18 protein-coding genes are annotated in these 20,743 nt (G+C 72.3%); 8 read left to right on the top strand and 10 right to left on the bottom strand.

Annotated features, from left to right (window positions below; all coding sequences use genetic code 11):
• Positions 1–1,881: a M6 family metalloprotease domain-containing protein gene (locus tag AB0H84_RS38080; RefSeq protein ID WP_357615709.1), complete on the top strand. Its 1,881-nt coding sequence runs from the start codon at positions 1–3 to the stop codon at positions 1,879–1,881.
• A gap of 42 nt (positions 1,882–1,923) precedes the next feature.
• On the opposite strand, the gene AB0H84_RS38075 is transcribed toward AB0H84_RS38080, so the two are convergent.
• The 8 genes from AB0H84_RS38075 to AB0H84_RS38040 form a co-directional block, all read right to left on the bottom strand.
• Positions 1,924–4,227, bottom strand: coding sequence for a glycoside hydrolase family 3 N-terminal domain-containing protein (locus AB0H84_RS38075; protein WP_357615706.1), 2,304 nt, complete (start codon positions 4,225–4,227; stop codon positions 1,924–1,926).
• Between the two features lie 191 nt (positions 4,228–4,418).
• Positions 4,419–4,607 (bottom strand): hypothetical protein, encoded by a 189-nt coding sequence (locus AB0H84_RS38070; protein WP_357615703.1) that lies wholly within the window; start codon positions 4,605–4,607, stop codon positions 4,419–4,421.
• Between the two features lie 223 nt (positions 4,608–4,830).
• Complete coding sequence (locus AB0H84_RS38065; RefSeq protein WP_357615700.1) at positions 4,831–5,607, bottom strand: class I SAM-dependent methyltransferase; 777 nt, start codon at positions 5,605–5,607, stop codon at positions 4,831–4,833.
• A 13-nt stretch (positions 5,608–5,620) separates the two neighbouring features.
• Entirely contained in the window at positions 5,621–6,334 is a 714-nt protein-coding gene (locus AB0H84_RS38060; RefSeq protein ID WP_357615698.1) for a cupin domain-containing protein, read from the bottom strand.
• The gene (locus AB0H84_RS38055; RefSeq protein WP_357615695.1) at positions 6,331–7,236 is read right to left on the bottom strand and encodes a PmoA family protein; all 906 of its coding nucleotides are present in this window, start codon (positions 7,234–7,236) and stop codon (positions 6,331–6,333) included. Before AB0H84_RS38055 ends, AB0H84_RS38060 begins: the two co-directional genes overlap by 4 nt.
• A gap of 7 nt (positions 7,237–7,243) precedes the next feature.
• Positions 7,244–8,329 (bottom strand): Gfo/Idh/MocA family oxidoreductase, encoded by a 1,086-nt coding sequence (locus tag AB0H84_RS38050; RefSeq protein ID WP_357615693.1) that lies wholly within the window; start codon positions 8,327–8,329, stop codon positions 7,244–7,246.
• A gap of 96 nt (positions 8,330–8,425) precedes the next feature.
• Positions 8,426–9,070 carry a response regulator transcription factor gene (locus AB0H84_RS38045; RefSeq protein ID WP_357615690.1) on the bottom strand — a complete coding sequence of 215 codons (645 nt, stop codon included), beginning with the start codon at positions 9,068–9,070 and terminating at the stop codon, positions 8,426–8,428.
• On the bottom strand, positions 9,067–10,176 hold the full coding sequence (locus AB0H84_RS38040) for a histidine kinase (RefSeq protein ID WP_357615687.1): 1,110 nt from the start codon (positions 10,174–10,176) through the stop codon (positions 9,067–9,069). Before AB0H84_RS38040 ends, AB0H84_RS38045 begins: the two co-directional genes overlap by 4 nt.
• A 112-nt stretch (positions 10,177–10,288) precedes the next feature.
• Here AB0H84_RS38040 and AB0H84_RS38035 point away from each other — a divergent pair, with 112 nt between their 5' ends.
• The 4 genes from AB0H84_RS38035 (at position 10,289) to AB0H84_RS38020 (ending at position 14,200) form a co-directional block, all read left to right on the top strand.
• Positions 10,289–11,272 (top strand): DUF418 domain-containing protein, encoded by a 984-nt coding sequence (locus AB0H84_RS38035; protein WP_357615684.1) that lies wholly within the window; start codon positions 10,289–10,291, stop codon positions 11,270–11,272.
• Between the two features lie 137 nt (positions 11,273–11,409).
• Positions 11,410–11,802, top strand: coding sequence for a hypothetical protein (locus tag AB0H84_RS38030; protein WP_357615681.1), 393 nt, complete (start codon positions 11,410–11,412; stop codon positions 11,800–11,802).
• Between the two features lie 158 nt (positions 11,803–11,960).
• Positions 11,961–13,253: a vWA domain-containing protein gene (locus AB0H84_RS38025; RefSeq protein WP_357615678.1), complete on the top strand. Its 1,293-nt coding sequence runs from the start codon at positions 11,961–11,963 to the stop codon at positions 13,251–13,253.
• Positions 13,250–14,200, top strand: a complete 951-nt coding sequence (locus AB0H84_RS38020) for a DUF6569 family protein (protein WP_357615675.1) — start codon at positions 13,250–13,252, stop codon at positions 14,198–14,200. Before AB0H84_RS38025 ends, AB0H84_RS38020 begins: the two co-directional genes overlap by 4 nt.
• 225 nt (positions 14,201–14,425) lie before the next feature.
• Here the strand turns inward: AB0H84_RS38020 and AB0H84_RS38015 are convergent, their stop codons facing one another.
• On the bottom strand, positions 14,426–15,916 hold the full coding sequence (locus AB0H84_RS38015; RefSeq protein WP_357615672.1) for an aromatic amino acid ammonia-lyase: 1,491 nt from the start codon (positions 15,914–15,916) through the stop codon (positions 14,426–14,428).
• 62 nt (positions 15,917–15,978) lie between these two features.
• On the opposite strand from AB0H84_RS38015, the gene AB0H84_RS38010 reads away from it, so the two are divergent.
• From AB0H84_RS38010 to AB0H84_RS38000, 3 genes are all read left to right on the top strand, one after another.
• On the top strand, positions 15,979–17,532 hold the full coding sequence (locus AB0H84_RS38010; RefSeq protein WP_357615669.1) for an NAD(P)-binding domain-containing protein: 1,554 nt from the start codon (positions 15,979–15,981) through the stop codon (positions 17,530–17,532).
• Positions 17,516–18,997: a fatty acid--CoA ligase family protein gene (locus AB0H84_RS38005; RefSeq protein ID WP_357615666.1), complete on the top strand. Its 1,482-nt coding sequence runs from the start codon at positions 17,516–17,518 to the stop codon at positions 18,995–18,997. Before AB0H84_RS38010 ends, AB0H84_RS38005 begins: the two co-directional genes overlap by 17 nt.
• Before the next feature lie 170 nt (positions 18,998–19,167).
• Complete coding sequence (locus AB0H84_RS38000; protein ID WP_357615663.1) at positions 19,168–20,070, top strand: TauD/TfdA family dioxygenase; 903 nt, start codon at positions 19,168–19,170, stop codon at positions 20,068–20,070.
• Between the two features lie 118 nt (positions 20,071–20,188).
• On the opposite strand, the gene AB0H84_RS37995 is transcribed toward AB0H84_RS38000, so the two are convergent.
• A complete protein-coding gene (locus AB0H84_RS37995; RefSeq protein WP_357615845.1) occupies positions 20,189–20,695 on the bottom strand; it encodes a flavin reductase family protein in 507 nt (168 codons plus the stop codon).
• Positions 20,696–20,743: the final 48 nt, after the last annotated feature.

Below are 20,743 nucleotides of genomic sequence, written 5' to 3'. Positions count from 1 at the left end.
ATGAGCGCCATATTCGGAGAGACGCTGAGCTTCACCCAGGCGGAGGGCGAGGAGGTGCGGCTCGTCGTGTTCGGGGACGAGCACTACGCCCGCTACGAGACTCCGGACGGCTACACCGCCGTCTACGACACCTCCGCCGGCGCCTACTGCTACGCCGACCTCAAGGACGGGCGGTTCCAGTCCACGGGAGTCAGGGTCGACTCCTACGACGCGCCCGGCGGCGTGCCGCGCCACCTGCGCGAGTCGGGTCCGGTCATGGCCGAGGCGCACCGGCGCCGCCGGCCGGGCACGCTCTCGGCCGAGGCGGCGGAGGACTCCGCGCTGACGTTCGGGCCGAAGGGCGGGCTGCTGGAGGGCCGCAGGCTCAGCGTCGGCACGGTGCGCGGCCTGACCATCCTCGTCGACTTCCCCGACCAGGCCACGACGGTCACCCCGGCGCAGGTGGACGCGCTGCTCAACGCCCCCGGCTATCACGAGAACGGCAACGCGTGCTCGGTCAACGAGTACTACAAGACCATGTCGAGCGGCCTGCTGGACTTCACCAATGACGTCGTGGGCCCGTTCAGGATGAGCCACGACATCACCTTCTACGCCGACCCCGCCAATTTCGACGTGCTGGTCCCGGAGGCGCTGCGGGCGGCGGTCGACTCGGGCGTCGACCTCACCCGGTACGACTCGCTCGGCCAGCAGGTCGTGGACGCCCTGATCATCATGTACGCCGGCAAGACGCAGTACATCAAGGACAGCGTGCTGTGGCCGCACAACAGCGTCGTCGAGCTGGAGTTCGGCGCGATGCGCACGCACTTCTACCTGGTGACGAGCATGGGCGAGGGCCCCGAGCAGCTCACGATCGGCACGTTCTGCCACGAGAGCGGGCACCTGCTCTGCCGCTTCCCCGACCTGTACGACTACGGCCGCCGCGACGGCGACGACTTCACCAGCGCCGGCCTCGGCCTGTACTGCCTGATGAGCGCCGGCAACCACCTGGACGGCGGCAAGACGCCCGCGCCCGTCAGCGCCTACTTGCGCGACCTGGCCGGCTGGTGCCCCGACAGAGTGGACCTCAACGGGGGCGGCGTGTTCCAGGCGGAGCACGGCGACTACCGCAGGGTGTTCCGCTACTCGACCGGGACGGACGAGGAGTACTTCCTGGTGGAGAACCGCTCCAAGCTCGGCTTCGACCTCCGCTCCCCGGCCGGCGGCCTGGCCGTGTACCACTGCGACACCCGCGGCTCCAACGAGCTGCAGGACGGGACGCCGCTGCACCACTACCAGATCGCGCTGCTGCAGGCCGACGGCCATCTCGACCTGGAGAACAACCTCAACTCGGGTGACAGCCGCGACCTGTACGGCCGGGTGGACGGCACGGCTCTGTCGCACTCGACCGTCCCCGCCAGCCTGGTGTGGAGCGGGGCCGAGTCGGGGCTGACCCTGTCGGCGATCAGCGACCCCGGCCAGACCATCCGCTTCAGGGCGGGTCCGGTGGGGGTGAACGGCGCCGCGTTCAGCTCGGTGTCGCGCCCGGCGCTGCGCATCCCCGACAGCGATCCGCACGGCGTGGCCGACACGATCACGATCGAGGCCGAGGGCACCGTGCGGACCCTGAAGATCCTCATCGACCTCAACCACAACCACCCCGAGGACCTGCGGATCGTGCTCCACTCGCCGACCGGCCGGCGCATCGTCCTGGCGCACCGGGAGGCCACGCTGGACACCTCGAAGCTGCTGGAGTACGCGACCGAGCCGCCGTCGGCCGTCACTCCGCTGGTGGGCCAGCCGGCAGGGGGCGGGTGGACGCTCCTGGTGAGCGACCTCGCCCCCTCGCACGCCACCGCCGGGGTCCTGAGCGCCTGGCGGCTGGACATCGTCACGGGCACCTGACCGGGTACAGGACGACCTGAAATCGCACGGGCCGGCGCCGGATCAGAGCGATCGCCGGGCGCCGAGCGCGACGGTCTCGCCGGTGAGGCGGATGTCGGCGCGCAGCGGCCGCTCCTGCGCCGACGGCCCGGCGGCGAGCACGATCGCGCCCGGCTCGACGATGCGGCGCAGGTCGGGGCCGGTGTAGGAGAACGTGTGCGCGGGCACGTCGAACGCCACCACGCGCTCCTCCCCCGGCTCCAGCGCCACCCTGGCGAAGGCGATGAGCTGGACGACGGGCCTGGCGACCTGCGCGACCGGGTCGGAGGCGTAGAGCTGCACCACCTCCTCGGCCGGCCTGGACCCGGCGTTGCGGACCGTCACGCGGGCCTCGATCGAGCCGGTGGTGGGGCACTCGGCCCGGTCCGTGGTCAGGGCCACGTACTCGACGGCGGAGTACGACAGGCCGTGCCCGAACGCGTACGCCGGGGTGGGATCGACCGACGTGATGCCCTCGGTCCTGCCGCCGAGCGGCGGCTGCAGGTAGGTGGACGGGTTGACGAAGGGCGTTTCGGGGATCTGCACGGGCAGGCGGCCCGACGGGTTCACCCGGCCGCTCAGCACGCCGGCCACGGCGGCCCCGCCCTCCACGCCGGGGAAGAACGCCTGGACCGCGGCGGCGACCCGGTCCTTGTACGCGCCGAGCGCGTACGGCCTGCCGGAGACGACGACCAGGACCGTGGGCGTGCCGGTCGCCAGCACCGCCTCCACCAGGTCCGGCTGGAGGCCGGGCAGCCCCAGGTGGGGCGCGTCGCACCCCTCGCCCGACGTGCCGCCGCCGAACAGCCCCGCCAGGTCGCCCACGAACAGGAGCGCGAGATCCGCCTCGGCCGCGGCCGCGGCGGCCCCGGCGATGCCGGACCGGTCGTCGCCCGACACGTCGGCCCCCTTCTCGTACCGCACGTCGGCGTAGGGGAACTCGGCCTCGAGGCACTCCCTGATGGACGCGACGGTCAGCCCCATGCCGTGCTCCGGGTAACGGTCGAGCACGTGGTTGGGGAAGGCGTAGCAGCCCATCAGGGTACGCGGGTCGTCGGCGCACGGGCCGATGACCGCCAGTCGGGCGGTCGTGCCGGGGCCGATGGGCAGCAGGTTGTCGGGGTTGCTCAGGAGCACGACAGAGCGTTCCGCGATCTCGGCGGCTATCCCGCGGTTGCGCGGGCTGTCCAGATCGACGCCCTCGGCCCCCTCCGGGACCGGCGGGCCGCCGTCCAGCAGGCCGAGCTCGATCTTCTGGCGCAGGATCCGGCGTACGGACTCGTCGACCGCCGACTCGGCCACCCGGCCGGCGCGGACGTTCGCGACCAGGTGGGCGCCGTACGAGATCGTCTCGGGCAGCTCCACGTCCTGGCCCGCGGCCAGCGCGACGACGCCGGCCTCCGCTGCGCCCTCGGCCACCTGGTGCATGGAGGCCAGGAACGGGATGGACCAGTAGTCGGAGACCACGGTCCCCTCGAACCCCCACTCCTCGCGCAGCAGCCGCCGCAGCAGGTCGGCGCTGGCCCCGGCGGGCACGCCGTCGAGGTCGGTGTAGGAGACCATGACCGAGCGGGCGCCGCCCTCGCGCAGCGCGCTCTCGAACGGCGGCAGGATCACGTCGGCCAGCTCGCGCGGCCCGATGCTGACCGGGGCGTGGTTGCGGGCCGCGCGGGAGGCCCCGTATCCGGCGAAGTGCTTCAACGTGGCGATGACCCCGGCGCCCTCCAGGCCGCGCACGTAGGCGCTGCCCAGCCGGGCCACCAGGTGCGGATCCTCGCCGAGACTCTCCTCGACCCGCCCCCACCGGTAGTCGCGCACCACGTCCAGGACCGGCGACAACCCCTGGTGCACGCCCGCCGCCCGCAGGTCCGCGCCGATCGCCGCGGCCATCCGCTCGACCAGGTCGGGGTCGAACGTCGCCGCCCACGCCAGCGGCGTCGGATACGCCGTCGCCCCGAACGTGGCGAACCCCGTCAGGCACTCCTCGTGCGCGATCGCCGGAATGCCCAGGCGGTTGGAGGCCACCACTCGTTCCTGAAGCTCCCGCAGCCGGGCCGCGCCCTCGGCGACGGACAGCGGCGCGGTGCCGTAGACGCGGGTGAGGTGGCCCAGCCCGTGGCTCAGCTGCTCGTCCAGCGTCTCCACGGCCTGGAACCGGTCCTGCAGGGGGGCCACGTTGCCGTCCCCGCCGGTCTGCAGCCAGATGGACCCGAGCTGCGCGACCTTCTCCTCCAGCGTCATCTCCGCCAGGAGGGCCTCCACGCGTTCGCCGACCGTGCGTGCGCTGTCCCGCCAGGGCGCGAGGCCGGGGGCGTTCACTGATGTCATGGCAGCCCTTCTGGAACTTCCGAAAGCTCAATCCGATCACTGATTCCGGACTCTAGATGCCGCTCTCAAAAGCCGTCAAGAATATTTCGGAGAGCTTCCGAAACTTTCGGATTCGCGCGGGCCGCCTCGCTCATGCGGAGGCGCCCGCTCCACTGCGCTGAGAGCGGGCGCCTTTCGTGCAGCGGAGAAGGTCAGGCCACGTGCTCCTCGGCCTCCCGGTGGAGCGCCTCAAGGTCGAACGCGCCCGCCTTGACCGCTGCGGTGAACGCCACCCAGTCGCGGCGCGGGACCTCCAGCACCAGGTCCGGGTTGTCCTCGTGGATGATCTCCACGTGATCGTTGATCCGCTTGGCCGCGACGCGGCCGGCGTCTTGAGTCATGCCGCACTCCCTTCCAGTGCACTGCGGGGTTTCCCGCCTCTGTCGCCTTCGCAGGACGACCGGGGCGGTTGCGGGCAGCCTTCCATCCCGACCGGGGCCTCGGCCACTGGAGGGGGCGGGAGCGCGGAGGGAAAAACCCACTCGCGGGGGGCGATCTCTTGACCTCGGATGCAAGATTGACGCCCCCGCGCACCCGGCGGACGGCCTCGTGCCGTCTCGGACGTCAGGCGCGTACGTGCTGGGCGATCAGGGCGAAGCGGTGGGCGGTCGCGCGCAGCGGGCGGCCGCTCGCCATCTCCGCGTGCAGCGCGCGGAGCCGGTCCTCGTACGCCTCGACGGTGAAGCCGGGGATCTGCCACGAGATGACGCGGAGGTAGAGGACGAGCGCGCCCACGTCGTGGATCGTGACGCGATGGCGCGACTCCCGGCGCCAGGTGACGTCCAGCCCGGCCTCGGTGAGGGCGGCGGTGGCGGTCGCGAGGTCCCAGCCGTGCTTCTCGTGCGGCGGGGCGTCCAAAGCCTGGTTGATCTCTTCCAGGTCGCGCCCTCCCACCTGCTGGGTGACGTACGTGCCGCCGGGGGCGAGGAGGCGGCGGATCTCGCGCGGTTCATACGCCTCGTGCCGGTTGACGATCAGCTCGAACGAGCCGTCCGGAAACGCGGAGCTCGACTCGGCCACCTCGACGCCCAGAGGCTCCAGGCGGCGCCGGGCTGTCGGGACGTTGGGCGCGTACCGTTCGGTGGCGGCGGTGCGGGGCGGGAGCGGCGCCAGGGACGACAGCAGCTCGCCGCCCCCGGTGCCAAGGTCGAGCAGGGACGCCGCCTCCGGCAGCCGCGCGCGCACCAGCTCCTCGTACTCCCACGGAAGGTCGTCGGCGGTGGTCATCCGGCCGCGGAGGACGGCCCAGTCCCAGCCCTGGAACGGCGTGGTCAGCGCCTCGCGGATCAGCTCCTCGTAGCCCATGCCGCGATCATGCTTCGCGGCGGGGCCGTCCCGCACGCCCTTTTCCGTCTCACTGGGTGTGGACGATGGGGTTGGCCACGTCGTGCGCGCGCAGGTGGCCGCACATGCCCCACCGGTCGTGCGCCGGGCTCTCCATCAGGGCGGACCGGCGCAGGTGCGTGCCGTCGCCCAGCTCCAGGGCGTCGAGGATCTCCGCCGTGCGGCGGGCCTGCTCGGCGACGGTCGCCTCCCAGATGGCCCGCCAGCCCGCCGCCTTGGGGCGGACGAGTGCGATGGCGTGGTCGTAGAAGCGGTGGAGCGGGGCGAGGTCGCCCTTGGCCGCGGCGTCGGCGAGTCGGAGGAACCCCTCGACGGCCAGCTCCCGCCGCCTCCGCACGGCCTCCTCCTCCCCCTGGTCGGGCAGGGTGGCGGCCGCGCGGTAGCGGTCCGGGTCGGCGACGATCTCCGGCGGGAACGTCATGACCGCGTCGCCGGCCTCGGGGAGACCGGCGTTCGACATCACGACCACCACCTCGAGGTCCCCGCGGTTGACGGCGCGGTGGATGGTGCCGGGGGTGAACCACACGGTCGTCCCCGAGCCCAGCTCCGTCTCGCGCAGCCCGTTCACGTCGAGCGTCTGCAGCGTGCCGCGCCCGCCGACGACCACGTACGCCTCCGTGGAGGCCGTGTGCAGGTGCGGCGTGCCGCCCTCCAGCCCGTCCGCGCACGGGCTGCCGGAGTAGACCGACAGCCGGCTGACCGAGGTGCCTCCGGGGAAGGTCATGCCAGCACCGCCCGGCCCTGCTTGGCCAGCAGTTCGGTCCCTTCCTCGCCCCGGTCGCCGTCGGCGATCACGACCGCGTACCGGAAGCGCAGCGACTCCCCGTCCGGCAGCTCCACCTCCTCGCTGAAGAACGGCGCCGGGCACAGGCACGCGAAGTCCTCGCTCCGCGCGAACCACTGCGGCGGGTGCCGGGGGTTGGAGGCGGCGTCGACCACGACGATCGTGGAGGAGTCGCCTGTCTCGTCGTGCCGGCCGCGGAAGCCGAACCACTCGGCGCGCGTGCCGCGCAGCTCGTCACCGCCGGCCCCGGCCGGAGACTGGATGATCCCGTTGGTGAACGACCTGGGGCCGCGCCAGAAGAGACCGCCGTACCCGGCGTTCTCGCGGCCCTTCGTGGTCGGGGAGCCGAACGCGAGCGTGCCGCCCGACACGTTCGTCATCTCCGTCTCGAACACCAGTGCCCACGTCGCCTCGTCCAGCACCTGCGCGGCCAGCGACCGCCGCTCCTCGATGACCGGCGCGCCGGCCTGCGAGGTCCAGTCGAGGGTGTGCGCGATCCCGGCCCGCCCGCGGCCGGACGTGAGCGCGATCATCTCGCGGTGCGTGGCGCTGCCGTTGTTCTCGAGCTGCACGTAGGACTGCCCGTGCACGTACGTCGGCCCGCCCCAGAAGTTGTGCTCCCCCACGTTCGGCAGCGACCAGGCGATGCCCTTGTGCCAGACATGGTCGTGCGGCCTGAACAGCGACACCAGCCGCCCGCCGAGGGTGTGGACCGGGTGCAGGTACGGCTTGGGCGACTCCAGCACCGGCGTGTCGGGACGGTAGACGTACGTGAACAGGTCGACGCCGCCCGACGCGATGGTCACTTCGCGGTCGAGCACGTGTGTGATCTGCAGGGTCACGGGTTCCTCACTTCCCCCAGGGAGCGCCGGTGCCGTCCATGCGCAGGGCGAACGGGCTGTCGGCGGTGATCTGTCCGGCTCGTACGCGCTCGCCGGTGAAGGCGGAGGTGTACAGCGCGGCGATGAACTCCATCGTCCGGCGGGCGTCCTCGGTGGTCACCGGGGGCGCCTCGCCCCGGTCGAGCGCGTCGTAGACGGCGGCGAGCCAGCCGTCGTGGCCGCTCGGCACGGTGCTGTGCCCCTGCGCCCACAGCTCCGAGACCGCCTCCTGGCCGGGCGCCGGGGTGACGGTCCAGTCGTCGTCGGTGTAGCCGTACAGGTGCTCCACCTCGACGGTGGCGCGCTCGTAGTCGAAGCGGAGCCGGGAGGTCTGCCTCGGGGACACGACGGAGTTCACGACCGTGGCCACGGCGCCGTTCTCGAACGTCACCAGCGCCATGGAGACATCCTCGGTGTCCACCGGGCGCGACTGGCGGGCAGCCACGGCCGTGACCTCGCGCCACGGGCCGAGGATCGAGAAGAGCAGGTCGAACTGGTGGATGCCGTGCCCCATGGTCGGCCCGCCGCCCTCCGACTCCCACGTGCCGCGCCACGGGACCGCGTAGTACGCCTCGTCGCGGTACCACTGGGTGTCGCACGTGGCCAGCAGCGGGCGACCCAGCTCGCCGGCCTCCTGCAGGCGGCGCAGCCGCAGCGCGCCCGCCCCGAAACGGTGCTGCAGGACGGTCGCGACGTGCGCGGTGGAGTGGCGCTCCGCCTCGATCAACGCGTCGAACTCGGCGAGCGAGAGCGTCGGCGGCTTCTCCACCAGCGCCGTGACCCCGGCCTCCAGGCACGCGATGGCCAGCGGGGTGTGCAGCTGAGGCGGCGTGCACAGGTGGACGAGGTCGACCTCCTCCTCCCGCAGCAGGTCGTCCAGGCTCGGGTGGGTGCTCGCCACGTCGTACTTCTCGGCGAAAGCCGCCACCCGCCCGGCGTCCACGTCGGCCACGGCCACGAGTTCCGCCCGCCCGGACCCGAGGACGGCCTGGGCGTGCGCGTGGGCGATCGCGCCCGTTCCGACGATCGCGGCCCGGTGGTTCCGTTGTGTCACGATGATGCTCCTAGATGCGGAAAACGCTTTCCATGGAAAGCGCCTTCCGCAGGTTGGCACGTGCGTCACCTGGGCGTCAAGGGCGCTTCCGGGCGATCAGCCGAGCTGCGGCCGCATGGTGGGGCTCTCCCACGCCCACGCCGCGATCTCCGTCCGGTTGCGCGCGCCGAGCTTGGCCTGGATGCCCGCCACGTACCCCTTGACGGTGCTCAGCGAGATGACCAGCTCGTCGGCGATCTCCCGGTTGGTACGTCCCCTGGCGACGGCCCGGACGATCTCGACCTCCCGCACGGTCAGGGTCTGCGCGGGCACGCGGGCCTCGCGGTCACCGGCGACCTGGCGCAGCAGCCGCAGGGTGATCGAGGGCGAGATGAGCACGTCCCCCGCGTACGCGGCCCGCACCGCTTCGACCAGCAGGCTCGGACCCGCGTCCTTCATCACGAACCCGGCCGCGCCGCACCGCAGCGCGCCGTGGACGTACTCGTCCAGGTCGAACGTGGTGACCATGACCACCCGGGGCGGCGCTTCGGCCAGGGCCCGGGCGACCTCGATCCCGTCGAGGCGGGGCATCTGGATGTCCACGAGGCACACGTCCGGGCGCGTCCTGCGGGCCTGCTCGATCGCCTCCACGCCGTCGCCCGCCTCGGCGACCACGGCGATGTCGGGCTCGTTCTCGAGGATGATCCGCAGGCTGGCCCTGATCATCGGCTGGTCGTCGGCCAGCAGCACCCGGATGGTCATCGGCGGGTCCGGGTGGGGACGGTCGCGCGGACGGCCCAGCCGGAGCCGGGGAGAGGGCCCGCGGTCAGGGTGCCGCCGAGGGCTTCGAGGCGCTCGCGCATTCCGACGAGCCCGTACCCGGCGCGGCGGTAGCGGCGGGCGGCCGTCGGCGGGGCGTCGTCCTCGACCTCCACCGTGACGGCCCGCTCGTCCTGGGTGATGCCGATGGCCACCGCGCCGGCGTGCGGGGCATGCTTGGAGACGTTGGTCAGCGACTCCCGTACGACCCGGTACACGGTGCTGCTCACCTCGGGCGACCAGCCGGCCGGATCGGCGTCCAGCCGCAGGTGCGCCCGCGGGCCGTGGCTCTGGAAGCCCTCGATCAGCTCGCCGAGCCGTTCGCCGCCCGCCGCGGCGGGAGCGGGCTCGCGCAGGAGGCCGACCACGCGGCGGGTGGCGGCCAGGGCCTCGGAGCCCGCGGTCTCGATGTCGGCCAGGGAGCCGGCCGTCTTCTCCGGGTGCTTGGCGGTGACGAGGCGGGCGGCCTGGGCCTGGAGCACGACGCTGGTGATGTGGTGGGCCACGACGTCGTGGAGTTCCCTGGCCAGCTCGAGGCGTTCGGCCCGCCGTACGCGCTCGGCGACGGCGTGGCGGCGGGCGGCGAGGAGACGCGGGGCGAGCCCGATCGCCAGGGCGGCGAGCCAGGCCAGGCCGGCGAGCACCGGCACGGCCGAGCCGGGGTGGGCGAGAAAGCCGCCCGCCACCACGGCCAGGCCCGCGGCCGCGACGGCGCCGGCCGGGCGGGCGGGGAGCGTCCTGAGCGCGGAGCCGACGAGCACCGTCAGGCCCAGGGACATGGCGGGGCCGGGCTCGGCGGGCAGGGGGACGACGAGGGTGGAGAGGACGGCGAGCGCCGCCGCGATCAGGCCCGCGACCGCGCTCCACAGCCGGTGGCGGCGGCGCATCAGGGCGAGCCCGCACACCACCGCGCCGGCGGCCGCGCCGAACACCCAGTGGCCGCCGCCCCAGCTGCCGGCGACCCGGTACGCCTGGTAGGCGACGGCCGCCGCGAGGCCGCCGCCGAGCCCGGCGTCGGCGGCCACCTTGAGCCGGTCGGGAGCACGCACGGCGTCCAGGCTAGGAGGGATACCCCGCCGTCCGGTACCGGCCGAAAGTACTGTTCCGGTCCCTGCTTTCCGCCGATGTGGGGGCCGGTCGGGGTCCGCAGGATGAGGCCCCATGTCATACGAACTTCGTCGACGACGTTCGCGGATCTCGGCGCTGGACGTGATCCGCGGGTTCGCGCTGTGCGGGATCCTGCTGGCCAACGTCCAGCCGATCGCCGGCATGGGCGGGCCGCCCGTGTCAGGGGGGCAGGCGGGTCCCGCGGAAGCCTGGCTGGGCCTGCTCGTCGAGCAGCGCTTCTATCCGATCTTCTCCTTGCTGTTCGGCGTGGGGTTCTCCCTGCTGCTGGAGTCGGCCGCCGAGCGGACCGCCCGGCCTCGGCTGCTGCTGTTGCGCAGGCTGCTGTCACTGCTCGCGATGGGGCTGGCGCACCATTTCCTGCTCTGGGAGGGCGACATCCTGGCCGTCTACGCCGTCGTCGGGCTGGTCGTGCTGCTGCCCTCGACCTGGCTGCCCCGGTGGGCGGTGGCGGGGCTCGCGTTCATGCTCCTCGCCGTCGCCCTGACCTTGGACGGCGGGCCGTTCGCGCTGGTGCCCGGGCTCTTCCTGCTGGGGTCGGCGCTGACCCGGTACGGGGTGACCGCCCGGATCGAGCGCTCCACCCGCGTTCCGGCGGCCCTCGGCCTGGTCCTGGCCGCGCTGGCGGTGCCCGTGGTGCGGCTGCAGGTCGAGGGGGTGCGGTTCAGCCTCACGATGGCGGCTGCGGGTCTGCTGATCGCGGGCGCGTACATCTGCGGGATGCTCGTGCTGCTCAGGACGCCACTCCGGCCGGTGCTGGAGTCGGTCTTCGCCCCGCTGGGACGGATGGCGCTGACCAACTACCTGAGCGCCACCGTGCTCGTGCTGGTGGCCGCCCGGCTGGTCGGTGGGGTGGCGCACGAGTGGTCCGTGGCCACGGTCCTGGGGATCGCGGGCGTCATCCTCCTCGTCCAGTGGGTGTGGTCCACGCTCTGGCTCAACCGCTATCTCCAGGGCCCGATCGAGTGGGCGTGGCGGTGGGTCACCTGGGCCCGCCGCCCGGCCCTGCGCGCGCGGTGACGGGTGCGCTCACGCCAGGCGACTGTGTCGCCGATCACTTCCCGAGTGCGGATTTGTCCACAGATGATCGCTCCAGATCTCCGTAATGTCCCTGCTGCCGGACGAACCGGCAGCAGGGACAACGGGGAGGGAACCCAATGCGTAAGGCTCTTGCGACCATCGCCCTGGCAGGCTCGATGGCCGTCACCGGCGTCGCCATGACCCCCGCGGCTCAGGCCGCCACGCAGTCCTACGCGACTGCCAACTGGGGCAAGTTCTTCTCCAGCGACCACAAGGCGTACACGTTCGGCAAGACGTGGAAGAGCGGTGGCAAGGTCTTCACGAAGTGGTACGGCGTGGACAAGGTCGGCGGGAAGAAGGGCTGGGTGTGGTTCGAGTACTACACGAACGGCGGCTGGCACAAGTTCAACCGCTCGTTCGACGGCAAGGTGGTCGGGGCCTGGCAGGGCCGGGGGATCAAGAAGATCTACACGTTCACCTGCTGGGCCGGCAAGTTCGACAACTGCGGCCGTAAGTACCGCATCTACTAAACGACTGACCGGACGGGCGGCCCGGCGCCCAGCGCGTGCCGGGCCGCTCATTCGGCGGAAAAGCATTTGACACGTCCGCGCATTTCTCCGGCAGCGTCGAAATGCGACCGCGGAAAATCGGTGTCTTTCTGCGGGATGAAATTCCTAAACTCGTGATCGTGGACACCCCGACTCTTCTCCAGCATTTCCGGACGCACGACACCCCTTTGGTCCTGTCCAGGGGCGGCGATCTGGCGTGGGACGACGCGGAGCTCCACCGGAGCGCACAGCTGAGCGACCCCGAGGGATACGCGCTGCTCGCGCTGGTGCCCGGTGCGCTCGCCTGGCAGCGGGCCCGCGTGCTGCTGCGCACGCTGGCCGGCTCGCGGGACGGCCTCGACGAGGGCGCCCGCGCGACGCTGGCCAAGGTCACCAGGGCGCTCATGTTCGGCCTGCCGCCGGCGCACGCCGTGACCGTGCTCCTGGCGCTGCGGCGTATGCGGGTCAACCACAAGCACGCCACGCGGGCCATCGTCGCGTTCGTCCTGGAGCACCCGGACGCCGCCGCGCTCATCGAGGCCCGCAGGGCCGCGCTGGTCGACTGCTTCGAGCACGCGCTGGGCAAGGCGACCGCCCGCGCGTGCGCCCGGCTGATCCGCGAGGGCGACAGCGGCTCCGGCTACCTGCGCAGGAGCCTGCTGCGGTTCACCTCCGACCCGGCCGTGGCGATCGAGCGGGTCCGCGCGCTCTACGCGCCCGGCACGTACGGCGCGGTGGCCCCGCACGAGCCGCCCGCGCCGCTCGACCCGGTCAGGGAGCACCCGCCGATCGTGACGCCGACCAACCGGGGCGACATCGCGGCCACGCTGGTGCACCTCTACCGTGGCGGGCCGGACGCCGAGCTGCGTCCCGCCCTGGCGGGGTACGTGGCCGAGGCGACGCGCGGCCTGCCGCGCATGACCGGCCACGTGGCGATGGTGCTCGACACGTCGGGCTCCATGCGCGGATACGGGGAGCGCGAGTGGGCGGTCATGTCCCAGGCCGCGGCGCTGCGGCTGGTCCTGGGCGAGGTCTGCGACCGCCTGACGGTGGTCGGGAGCGGCAGCGGGGAGGCGGTTCCCGAGGGGGCGACCGATCTGGCGAGCGGGCTGCTGGACGCCCTCGACGCCCGTCCCGACCTGGTGGTGATCGTGACCGACGGCTACGAGAACGTCATGCCGGGCGACCTGGCCCGGGTCGCGGCCACGCTGCCCAGGGCGGGCGTCACGACGCCCGTGCTGCTCTGCCAGGCCACCTTCACCCGCGGCGACGACCTCACCCTGCGCGACCCCGCGCCGGAGCTGCCGCACCACCCGTTCTGGCACCAGGACGACTTCGCCGGACTGCTGCCGTGGATGTTCGGCCACTGCCCGCCCGGCCGGGACTGGATCCGTACGGCCATGCTCGGCCGACTGGAAGGAGCACGCACATGACCGCCCTCGACACGCTCCTGCCCGCGCCGCTCGACCTCGACGGCTACCGCGCGGGCACGCCGCAGCACGCCGGAGCGCTGACCATGGTGCCTCTCTGGGGTCCCGGGCGTCCCGGCATCGTGCCGCCCCGCTCCGGGCTGAAGCTCAAGCGGGTCGTCGGGTACGGCCAGGTCGAGCTGCACAACGGCGCCCGCGAGGGCGTGGCGATCGTGCCGCTGCACCTCGGCTACATCCAGGACGCCGCCCAGAACCACGCCCTGTGCTCCTCGGCGCTGCTGGGCGCCGGGCAGACCAGGCGGTTCGACGACGCCTGCTGCGTCCAGGCCGGCCAGGGCGGCTATCTCGAGGGCCGCGACCAGTGGTTCTTCGTGCTCCCCGTCGAGCTGCGGGCCAAGGCGCTGCGCCGGCGCGGGCGCAAGGACTACGCCAAGCTCTGGCCGGACATCTCCGAGCTCAACCGCGCGTACGGGCTGCCGTCCCGGGGCCACCTGGAGCAGATCCTGTCGCGCCGGCGGGCCACGCTGACCCAGTTCCAGAGCCGGCTGGAGCTGCTGCCGGGCCAGCTGGGGGCGCTGTTCTTCGTGGAGGGCAGGTTCGCGGGGCTGGAGCTGGCGCCCGACCCGGTGTACTTCGCCGAGATGTGGATGGCGCTGGTCTGCTTCGCGTACGGCGTCGCCGCCTGGCAGGCCGAGCCCGAGCGGGCCCCGGCGAGGCCGTACGACGTGGGCAGCCTGGCGGAGCTCCGCGCCGGGCTGGCCCGCGACCGGGCGGCGCGGCGGGACGAGGTGGCCTCCTGGCTGCCCGCGCCCGCCGGTGACGTGCGCGTGGTCGAGGAGGAGCGCTACCTCGACCTGCGCCTGTCCACCGTGACCGGCGGCGGTCTGGCCGGTCAGGTGGTCAGCGAGCACGGCCGGCCGGTGTACGCGTCCCTGTTCGCCGACCTATAAATCGGTTGCGACGCGAATCGGACGCCGGTTGAATGATCAGTGCGGGAACTGCGCCGGGCGCGACGGATGAAAACCCTCATTCCATGTAAGGGATGTCGTTACTAAGAACGACCTCAAGCATCCGTCGAGGCGCCGGCCGCCTGTCCCGCACCGAGATCTTGCCAGCCCCCTCCGCGGCTGGGGCGCGGGCCGCACGCATGCCTCCCTGCAGTCCGCCGGCGGACGTCAGGGAAGAAGGGCCGTGACCAGGTCGGCGGCCGTGCGGACATCGGCGTCCAGCGGGCGGTCGGGATCGACCGGGGGGATCGCCTCGACCAGGGCGTCCAGGAGCTCCGCACAGCCCGGGGCCGTGGGGCGGCGGGCGCCGACGTGCACGGCTTGCCGCAGTCCGACCGCCAGCGAACCGCAGAGCAGCCGCAGCAGGGCGGCCATGTCGTAGGCGCGAAGGGCGGCCTGCGTGGCGAACGGCACCACGTCCTGGTTGTGCAGGTTGGTCGGCAGGCTCTGCATGCCGACCGGCAGGGCGGCGTGGCGGAGCTCGGCGACGAACGCGGTCGTGGCGAGTTGTACGCCCTGCATCCCGTGCTGGCGGCCGGGACCGGCGGCCAGCATCGGCGGCAGGCCGCCGTTGCGGACGGGGTCGACGAGGAGGTCGAGCTGCCGCTCGACGAGGTTGCCGAGTTGCGCGGTGACCATCGCCAGGACATCGGAGGCGAACGCGGCCGGCTGCCCGAAGAAGTTGCCGCCATGCACGACCAGGTCGTCATCGGGAAAGAAGAGCGGGTTGTCGCTGACGCTGGACAGGTCGGCCTCGACGACGCCGTCGACGTACCGCAGGGCGTCCTCGGCGGCGCCCAGCAGTTGCGGGGAGCAGCGGATGCTGTACGGCTCCTGCAGCGCACGCGTGCCGGACGGGCTGATCCCGGCCAGGGTCTTGCGCATGCCGGCGGCGACGTCCGCCGCGCCGCGATGGCCGTACGCGTCCAGCAGGCGCGGGTCGAGGAAGCCCGGGTCGCAGCCGAGCAGATCGACCAGCAGGCAGGTGAGCGCCTGCGACGCGCGGTGCGAGGACCGGATGCTCTCCAGGGCCAGGGCGGTCGCGGCGGCGGTCAGGGACGTGCCGTTGACGAGCGCGAGGGCGTCCCGGCCGTCGAGCGTCAACGGGATCAGCCCGGCCTGGCGGAGCGCCTCCGCCGCGGGCATGCGCCGGCCGTCGACATACGCCTCTCCCCTGCCGCGCAGCGCCTGGGTGGCGTAGGCGAGCGGGATCAGGTCTCCGCTCGCGCCCACCGAGCCGTAGCGTGGGATCGCGGGGACGAACGTCGTCGCGAACATCGCGGCGAGCCCGTCGACCACGTGGGCGGAGACCCCGGAGACCCCTCGCGCCAGACTCCACATGCGCACGAGCATCGCCGCCCGGCTCACCTCGTGGGGCAGATCCGGCCCCTGCCCGGCGCCGAGGTGGGCCAGGGTGTTGTCGCACTGGTCCGTCTGCTCGTCCCGGCCGGGGAACCCGACCAGGGCGCCGAAGCCGGTGGTCGCGCCGTAGACCTGTCGTTCCTCCTCCCCCAGCACGTCGCGAAGGTGGTCACGGCCGCGCTCGACGCGGCTGCGGACCGCCGCGTCGACCACGACGGACACCGGCGTCGCGGCGCGGTGCAGGTCGGCCGGACGCAGCGGGACGCTGAGATCGATGGAGCCTTCGATGGCGGGCATGCCGGGACCATAGGCAGACAATTCTCAGAATCTTCTGAGAATTCGTCCGTAGCTTCCAGCTCATGGCGCATGACTACCTGATCATCGGGGCCGGACCGGCCGGGCTGCAGCTCGCCGCATCGCTGGAACGCAGCGGTCATGACTATGTCGTCCTGGAACGCGGAGCGGGGCCGGGCTCCTTCTTCACCCGGTTCCCCCGGCACCGCCAGCTGATCTCCATCAACAAGGTGCACACCGGGTACGAGGATCCGGAGCTGCGGTTGCGGATGGACTGGAACTCCTTGCTGAGCGACGATCCGGAGCTGGTGTTCACCCGCTACAGCGAGCGGTACTTCCCGCAGGCCGACGAGTTCGTGCGCTACCTGTCGGACTACGCGGCGGCGACCGGCGTCCGGGTGCGCTACGACACCGACGTCGTCCGGATCAGCCGGGACGACGACGGGTTCACCGCCACCGACCGCAGCGGACAGTCATGGCGGGGCCGGCGACTGATCGCGGCCACGGGCGTGTCCCGGCTGTACGTCCCGCCGATCCCCGGCATCGAGACCGCCGAACTGTACGACACGTTCGAGACCGACCCGGCGTCCTTCACCGACCAGCAGGTCCTGGTGATCGGCAAGGGGAATTCGGCGTTCGAGACCGCCGAGTCCCTCATGGAGAAGGCCGCGGTCATCCACGTCGCCGGGCCGCACTCCGTCAGGATGGCCTGGCAGTCCCATTACGTCGGGCACTTACGCGCGGTGAACAACAATTTCCTCGACAGCTACCAGCTGAAATCCCAGAACTCGGTCCTCGACGGCACGGTGGAGAGCATCGAACGCCGTGACGACGGTCGCTACCGGGTGATGTTCCGCTACGCCCGGACGGTGGAAGCGCTGCGCGAGCTGTTCTACGACCGGGTGATCGTGTGCACCGGTTTCCGGTTCGACGCCTCGGCGTTCGACGACAGCTGCCGGCCCGCGCTGGTCATCAACGGCCGTTTCCCCGAGCAGACGCCGGCCTACGAGTCCGCCAACGTGCCCGATCTGTACTTCGCCGGCACGCTCACGCAGCAGCGCGACTTCAAGAGGGGCACCAGCGGCTTCATCCACGGCTTCCGGTACGGGGTGCGCGCGCTCCACCGGATCCTGACCACCCGCTACCACGGCGGGACCTGGCCGGCCGAGAAGGTCGAGCCCGGCCCGGACGCCATCAGCGACGCGATCATCGCCCGGGTCAACCGCTCCTCGGCGCTGTGGCAGCAGTTCGGCGTGCTCGGTGACGTGGTCACCGTGGACGCTGCCACCGCCCTGTACCAGGAGGAGGTTCCGGTGGCGTACGTCGCCGACGGCGGACTCGGCCGTGCCCGGCACACGTTCGTCGTCACCCTGGAGTACGGGAAGGACCACGACACCGTCGACCCGTTCGACATCTCGATCCCGAGGGTCGTCGAGAACGACGCCGTCAACGCTCACGACGCGAGCTACCTGCACCCCGTAGTGCGGTACTACCGCGACGGCGCGGCAGCCGGCGTCCACCATCTCGCGGAGAACCTGGACAACCGGTGGGACCTGCCGTCGGTGCACCAGCAGCCGCTGGCCGTCTTCGTCAAGGAATGCCTTGCCGACGCCGGCTGAACCGTACCCGCGGGCGGTTCTGGACCTCCTTGCGGCGGCCCGGGATCGCCCCGTCTTCGAGCACGGCGCCCGGACCGTCACCGGCGCGCAGATGCTCGGCCTGGTCCGGCGGATCGCGGCCGGCCTGCGCGGCGCGGCCATCGGGCCGGGGGACGGCCTCGCCATGGTGCTCGGCGTCAACCCGGAAGCGTTCGCCGCGATCATCGCCGGCTACGTCGTGGGAGCCAGGGTCGTCGGTGTACGGCCCGGGATGCCCGGCGGCCAGCTGCGCCACGTGCTCCACCAGGACATCGCCGCGGTCGTCACCGACTCGGCCGGCACGCCGGAGCGCGCGCCGCGCACGCTGACCGTTTCCGAGCTGCTGGCCGCACCCGACGACGGCGGCCCGCCGCATCTTTCCGGCCGGCCGCACGACGTCGCCCGGCTCGTCTACACCAGCGGCAGCACCGGCACGCCGAAGGCGTGCGCGCAGACCTACGCCGCCATGGACGCGGCCTGGACGGCCCGGCCCGCGGCCTGGCCGCCGGCGATCCGGGAACTGGCCTCCCGGCTGCAGCGCTACCTCGTGTTCGGGTCGCTGAGCAGCCAGGTGATGATGGAGTACGGCGTCCTCACGCTCGCGGCGGGCGGCACGATGGTCGTCGCCGACCCGCCGGCGTTCCCCGACGCGATCACCAGGCATCGGGCGTCCGCCAGCGTCATCACCGTGCCCCGCCTGTACAGACTCGTCGCCGCGCAGCGCAGCGCCCCGGCGGACCTGAGCAGCCTCCGGGCGCTCATGGTGTCCGGGTCGCCGCTGGAGGCGGCCCGGCTCCGCGAGGCACTCGACGTCCTCGGCCCGGTCGTGTTCCAGGGGTACGGGCAGAGCGAGACGGGCACGATCTCCATGGCCACGCCCTCGGACGTCCCCCCGTCGGTCGGGTTCCCACCCGACGTCGTCGACGTCGTGATCCTGGACCCGGACGGCAGGCAGGTCCCGGCCGGTGTCGACGGCGAGCTGTACGTCCGCACACCCGCACAGGCCATCGGCTACTGGGCCGAGCCCGCGGAGACGGCGGAGGTGTTCGTCGACGGATGGGTCCGCACCCGGGACCTGGGCCACTTCGACGAGGAGGGGCGACTGTACCTGGTCGGCCGGGCGCGGGACGTCATCATCGTCAACGCGAACCTGTACTACGCCGCTCCGATCGAGCGGGTCCTGGCCACGTCGCCTGACATCGCGGAGGCGTACGTGGTCGGGGCCCCGGACGAGGACACGGGCGAGGCGGTGCACGCCTTCGTGGTACCGGTGGCGGGCCGGGCCCCTGACCTCGGTGCGCTGCGGGCACTGGTCGGTGAGCGGCTCGGTGACGCCTGCGTGCCGGCGACCATCACCGTCATCGACGAGGCGCCGCTGACGCCGAACGGCAAACCGGACAAGCGCCTTCTGACGGCCGCCATCCCGCGAGCCCATGGCCGCGAATAACCCTAATTTCCTACCAATTCAATTGACTATGTGCGGCGGGCGATCTACGTTTGTGGCGTGACAACCACGGCTCTGACCATCCGGGGCCACGTGGACTTCTGCCGCGTGGCCAGCGCGCTGTGTCCCTCCTTCCGATCAGAGACCAACCCCCTTACGGAAGGAAAAGACCCATGTCATCCTTGTCCATCGTCCCTGTCGCCGGTCGCATAGGCGCCGAGATCTCCGGCGTGCGACTCGGCGGCGACCTGCCTGCCGACGTCGTCGCGGAGATCCGCCTGGCACTGCTGAGCCGTAAAGTGATCTTCTTCCGCGGCCAGGACCATCTGGACGAGCAGAGCCAGGTGGCCTTCGCCCGGCTGCTCGGCGAGCCGACCGCCGCACACCCGACGGTGCCCTCGCTCAACGGGAACGACCACATCCTCGACCTCGACTACAGCAACGGCCACAAGGTGGATCGCTGGCACACGGACGTGACGTTCGTGGACCGGCCGCCGCTGGCGTCGGTGCTGCGGGCCGTCGCCGTTCCCGCCGCCGGTGGCGACACGCTCTGGGCCAACACCGTGAGCGCGTACGAGCACCTGCCCGCCGAGCTGCGGGACCTGCTCGACCGGCTGCGAGCCGTGCACACCAACCAGTACGACTACGTCCGCGTCGCCACCTCCGAGGACCCCGAGCGGGCCCGGGAGTACGCCGAGGTGTTCGCCTCCACGGTGTTCGAGACTGAGCACCCGGTGGTGCGCGTGCACCCGGAGACCGGCGAACGGTCGATCCTGCTCGGCGACTTCGCCAAGCGGCTGGTGGGGCTGCCGGCACACACGTCCGCCTCCCTCATCCGGCTGGTCCAGGAGCACGTCACGGAGGTGGAGAACACGGTGCGCTGGCGATGGGCGCCCGGCGACGTGGCCATCTGGGACAACCGGGCGACGCAGCACCGCGTGGTGCACGACTTCGGCGACCGGCCGCGGCGGCTGCACCGGGTCACGATCGCGGGTGACGTGCCGGTGGGCGTGGACGGCCGTCCCAGCGTGGTGCTGAAGGGTGACGCGGCCGCCTACTCGCCGCTCGCCGCCTGATCGAGATCCCTCCAAGGCCCCGGCTCACACGATGTGGCCGGGGCCTTGTCATGCCGCCACGAAGACGAGCGGCCGCCCGGCGGTGCGCCGGGCGGCCGTGTGTGCTGAGCGGTGCTCGCTACGGGTGTGCGATGAAGCGGCCGAAGCGGCCCTGGTGATAGAGGAGGGGACGGCCCGCGGTGTGCACCCGGGCCTCGGCGACCAGGCCGACGACCAGGATGTGGTCGCCGACGTCCACCGTGTCGTGCGGGAGGCAGACGAGGTGGGCGGAGACGTCCTGGAGCAGGGGCGCGCCGAGGGGTCCCGGACGCCAGCGGGTGGGCTCGGCGAACCGGTCGACGTCCTTGCGCGCGAACCTGGCAGCCAGCTCGGCCTGGTCGCTGGCCAGGACGTTGACGGCGAAGTGGTCCGCGGCGCGCATCGAGGGCCAGGTGGTGGAGGACCGGTCGACGTAGAAGGAGACCAGCGGCGGGTCCAGGCTGACCGAGGAGAACGACGTGGCCGTGAGCCCGGCGGGGATGCCGTCGCTCTGGGCGGTGATGATGACGACCCCGGCGGCGTGCACGGCGAGCGCCCGCCGGAACCCGTCGGCGTCCACGGGACTGCCCGGAACCGCCTCCACCACCGGCTGTGATTCCGCCGCCGCACGCGGCTCCACCGCCAAACGCGGCAC

The sequence above is a fragment of the Nonomuraea sp. NPDC050786 genome (assembly GCF_040654115.1).
In the GTDB taxonomy this organism is placed as follows: domain Bacteria; phylum Actinomycetota; class Actinomycetes; order Streptosporangiales; family Streptosporangiaceae; genus Nonomuraea.
This window is presented reverse-complemented; position numbering and strand designations above follow the sequence as displayed.

Excerpts from the sequence above, each read along its gene's own strand:
- AB0H84_RS38080 (WP_357615709.1), top strand. The coding sequence starts at position 1 with ATGAGCGCCATATTCGGAGAGACGCTGAGCTTCACCCAGGCGGAGGGC.
- AB0H84_RS38075 (WP_357615706.1), bottom strand. The coding sequence starts at position 4,227 with ATGACATCAGTGAACGCCCCCGGCCTCGCGCCCTGGCGGGACAGCGCA.
- AB0H84_RS38070 (WP_357615703.1), bottom strand. The coding sequence starts at position 4,607 with ATGACTCAAGACGCCGGCCGCGTCGCGGCCAAGCGGATCAACGATCAC.
- AB0H84_RS38060 (WP_357615698.1), bottom strand. The coding sequence starts at position 6,334 with ATGACCTTCCCCGGAGGCACCTCGGTCAGCCGGCTGTCGGTCTACTCC.
- AB0H84_RS38045 (WP_357615690.1), bottom strand. The coding sequence starts at position 9,070 with ATGACCATCCGGGTGCTGCTGGCCGACGACCAGCCGATGATCAGGGCC.
- AB0H84_RS38035 (WP_357615684.1), top strand. The coding sequence starts at position 10,289 with ATGTCATACGAACTTCGTCGACGACGTTCGCGGATCTCGGCGCTGGAC.
- AB0H84_RS38030 (WP_357615681.1), top strand. The coding sequence starts at position 11,410 with ATGCGTAAGGCTCTTGCGACCATCGCCCTGGCAGGCTCGATGGCCGTC.
- AB0H84_RS38020 (WP_357615675.1), top strand. The coding sequence starts at position 13,250 with ATGACCGCCCTCGACACGCTCCTGCCCGCGCCGCTCGACCTCGACGGC.
- AB0H84_RS38015 (WP_357615672.1), bottom strand. The coding sequence starts at position 15,916 with ATGCCCGCCATCGAAGGCTCCATCGATCTCAGCGTCCCGCTGCGTCCG.
- AB0H84_RS38010 (WP_357615669.1), top strand. The coding sequence starts at position 15,979 with ATGGCGCATGACTACCTGATCATCGGGGCCGGACCGGCCGGGCTGCAG.
- AB0H84_RS38000 (WP_357615663.1), top strand. The coding sequence starts at position 19,168 with ATGTCATCCTTGTCCATCGTCCCTGTCGCCGGTCGCATAGGCGCCGAG.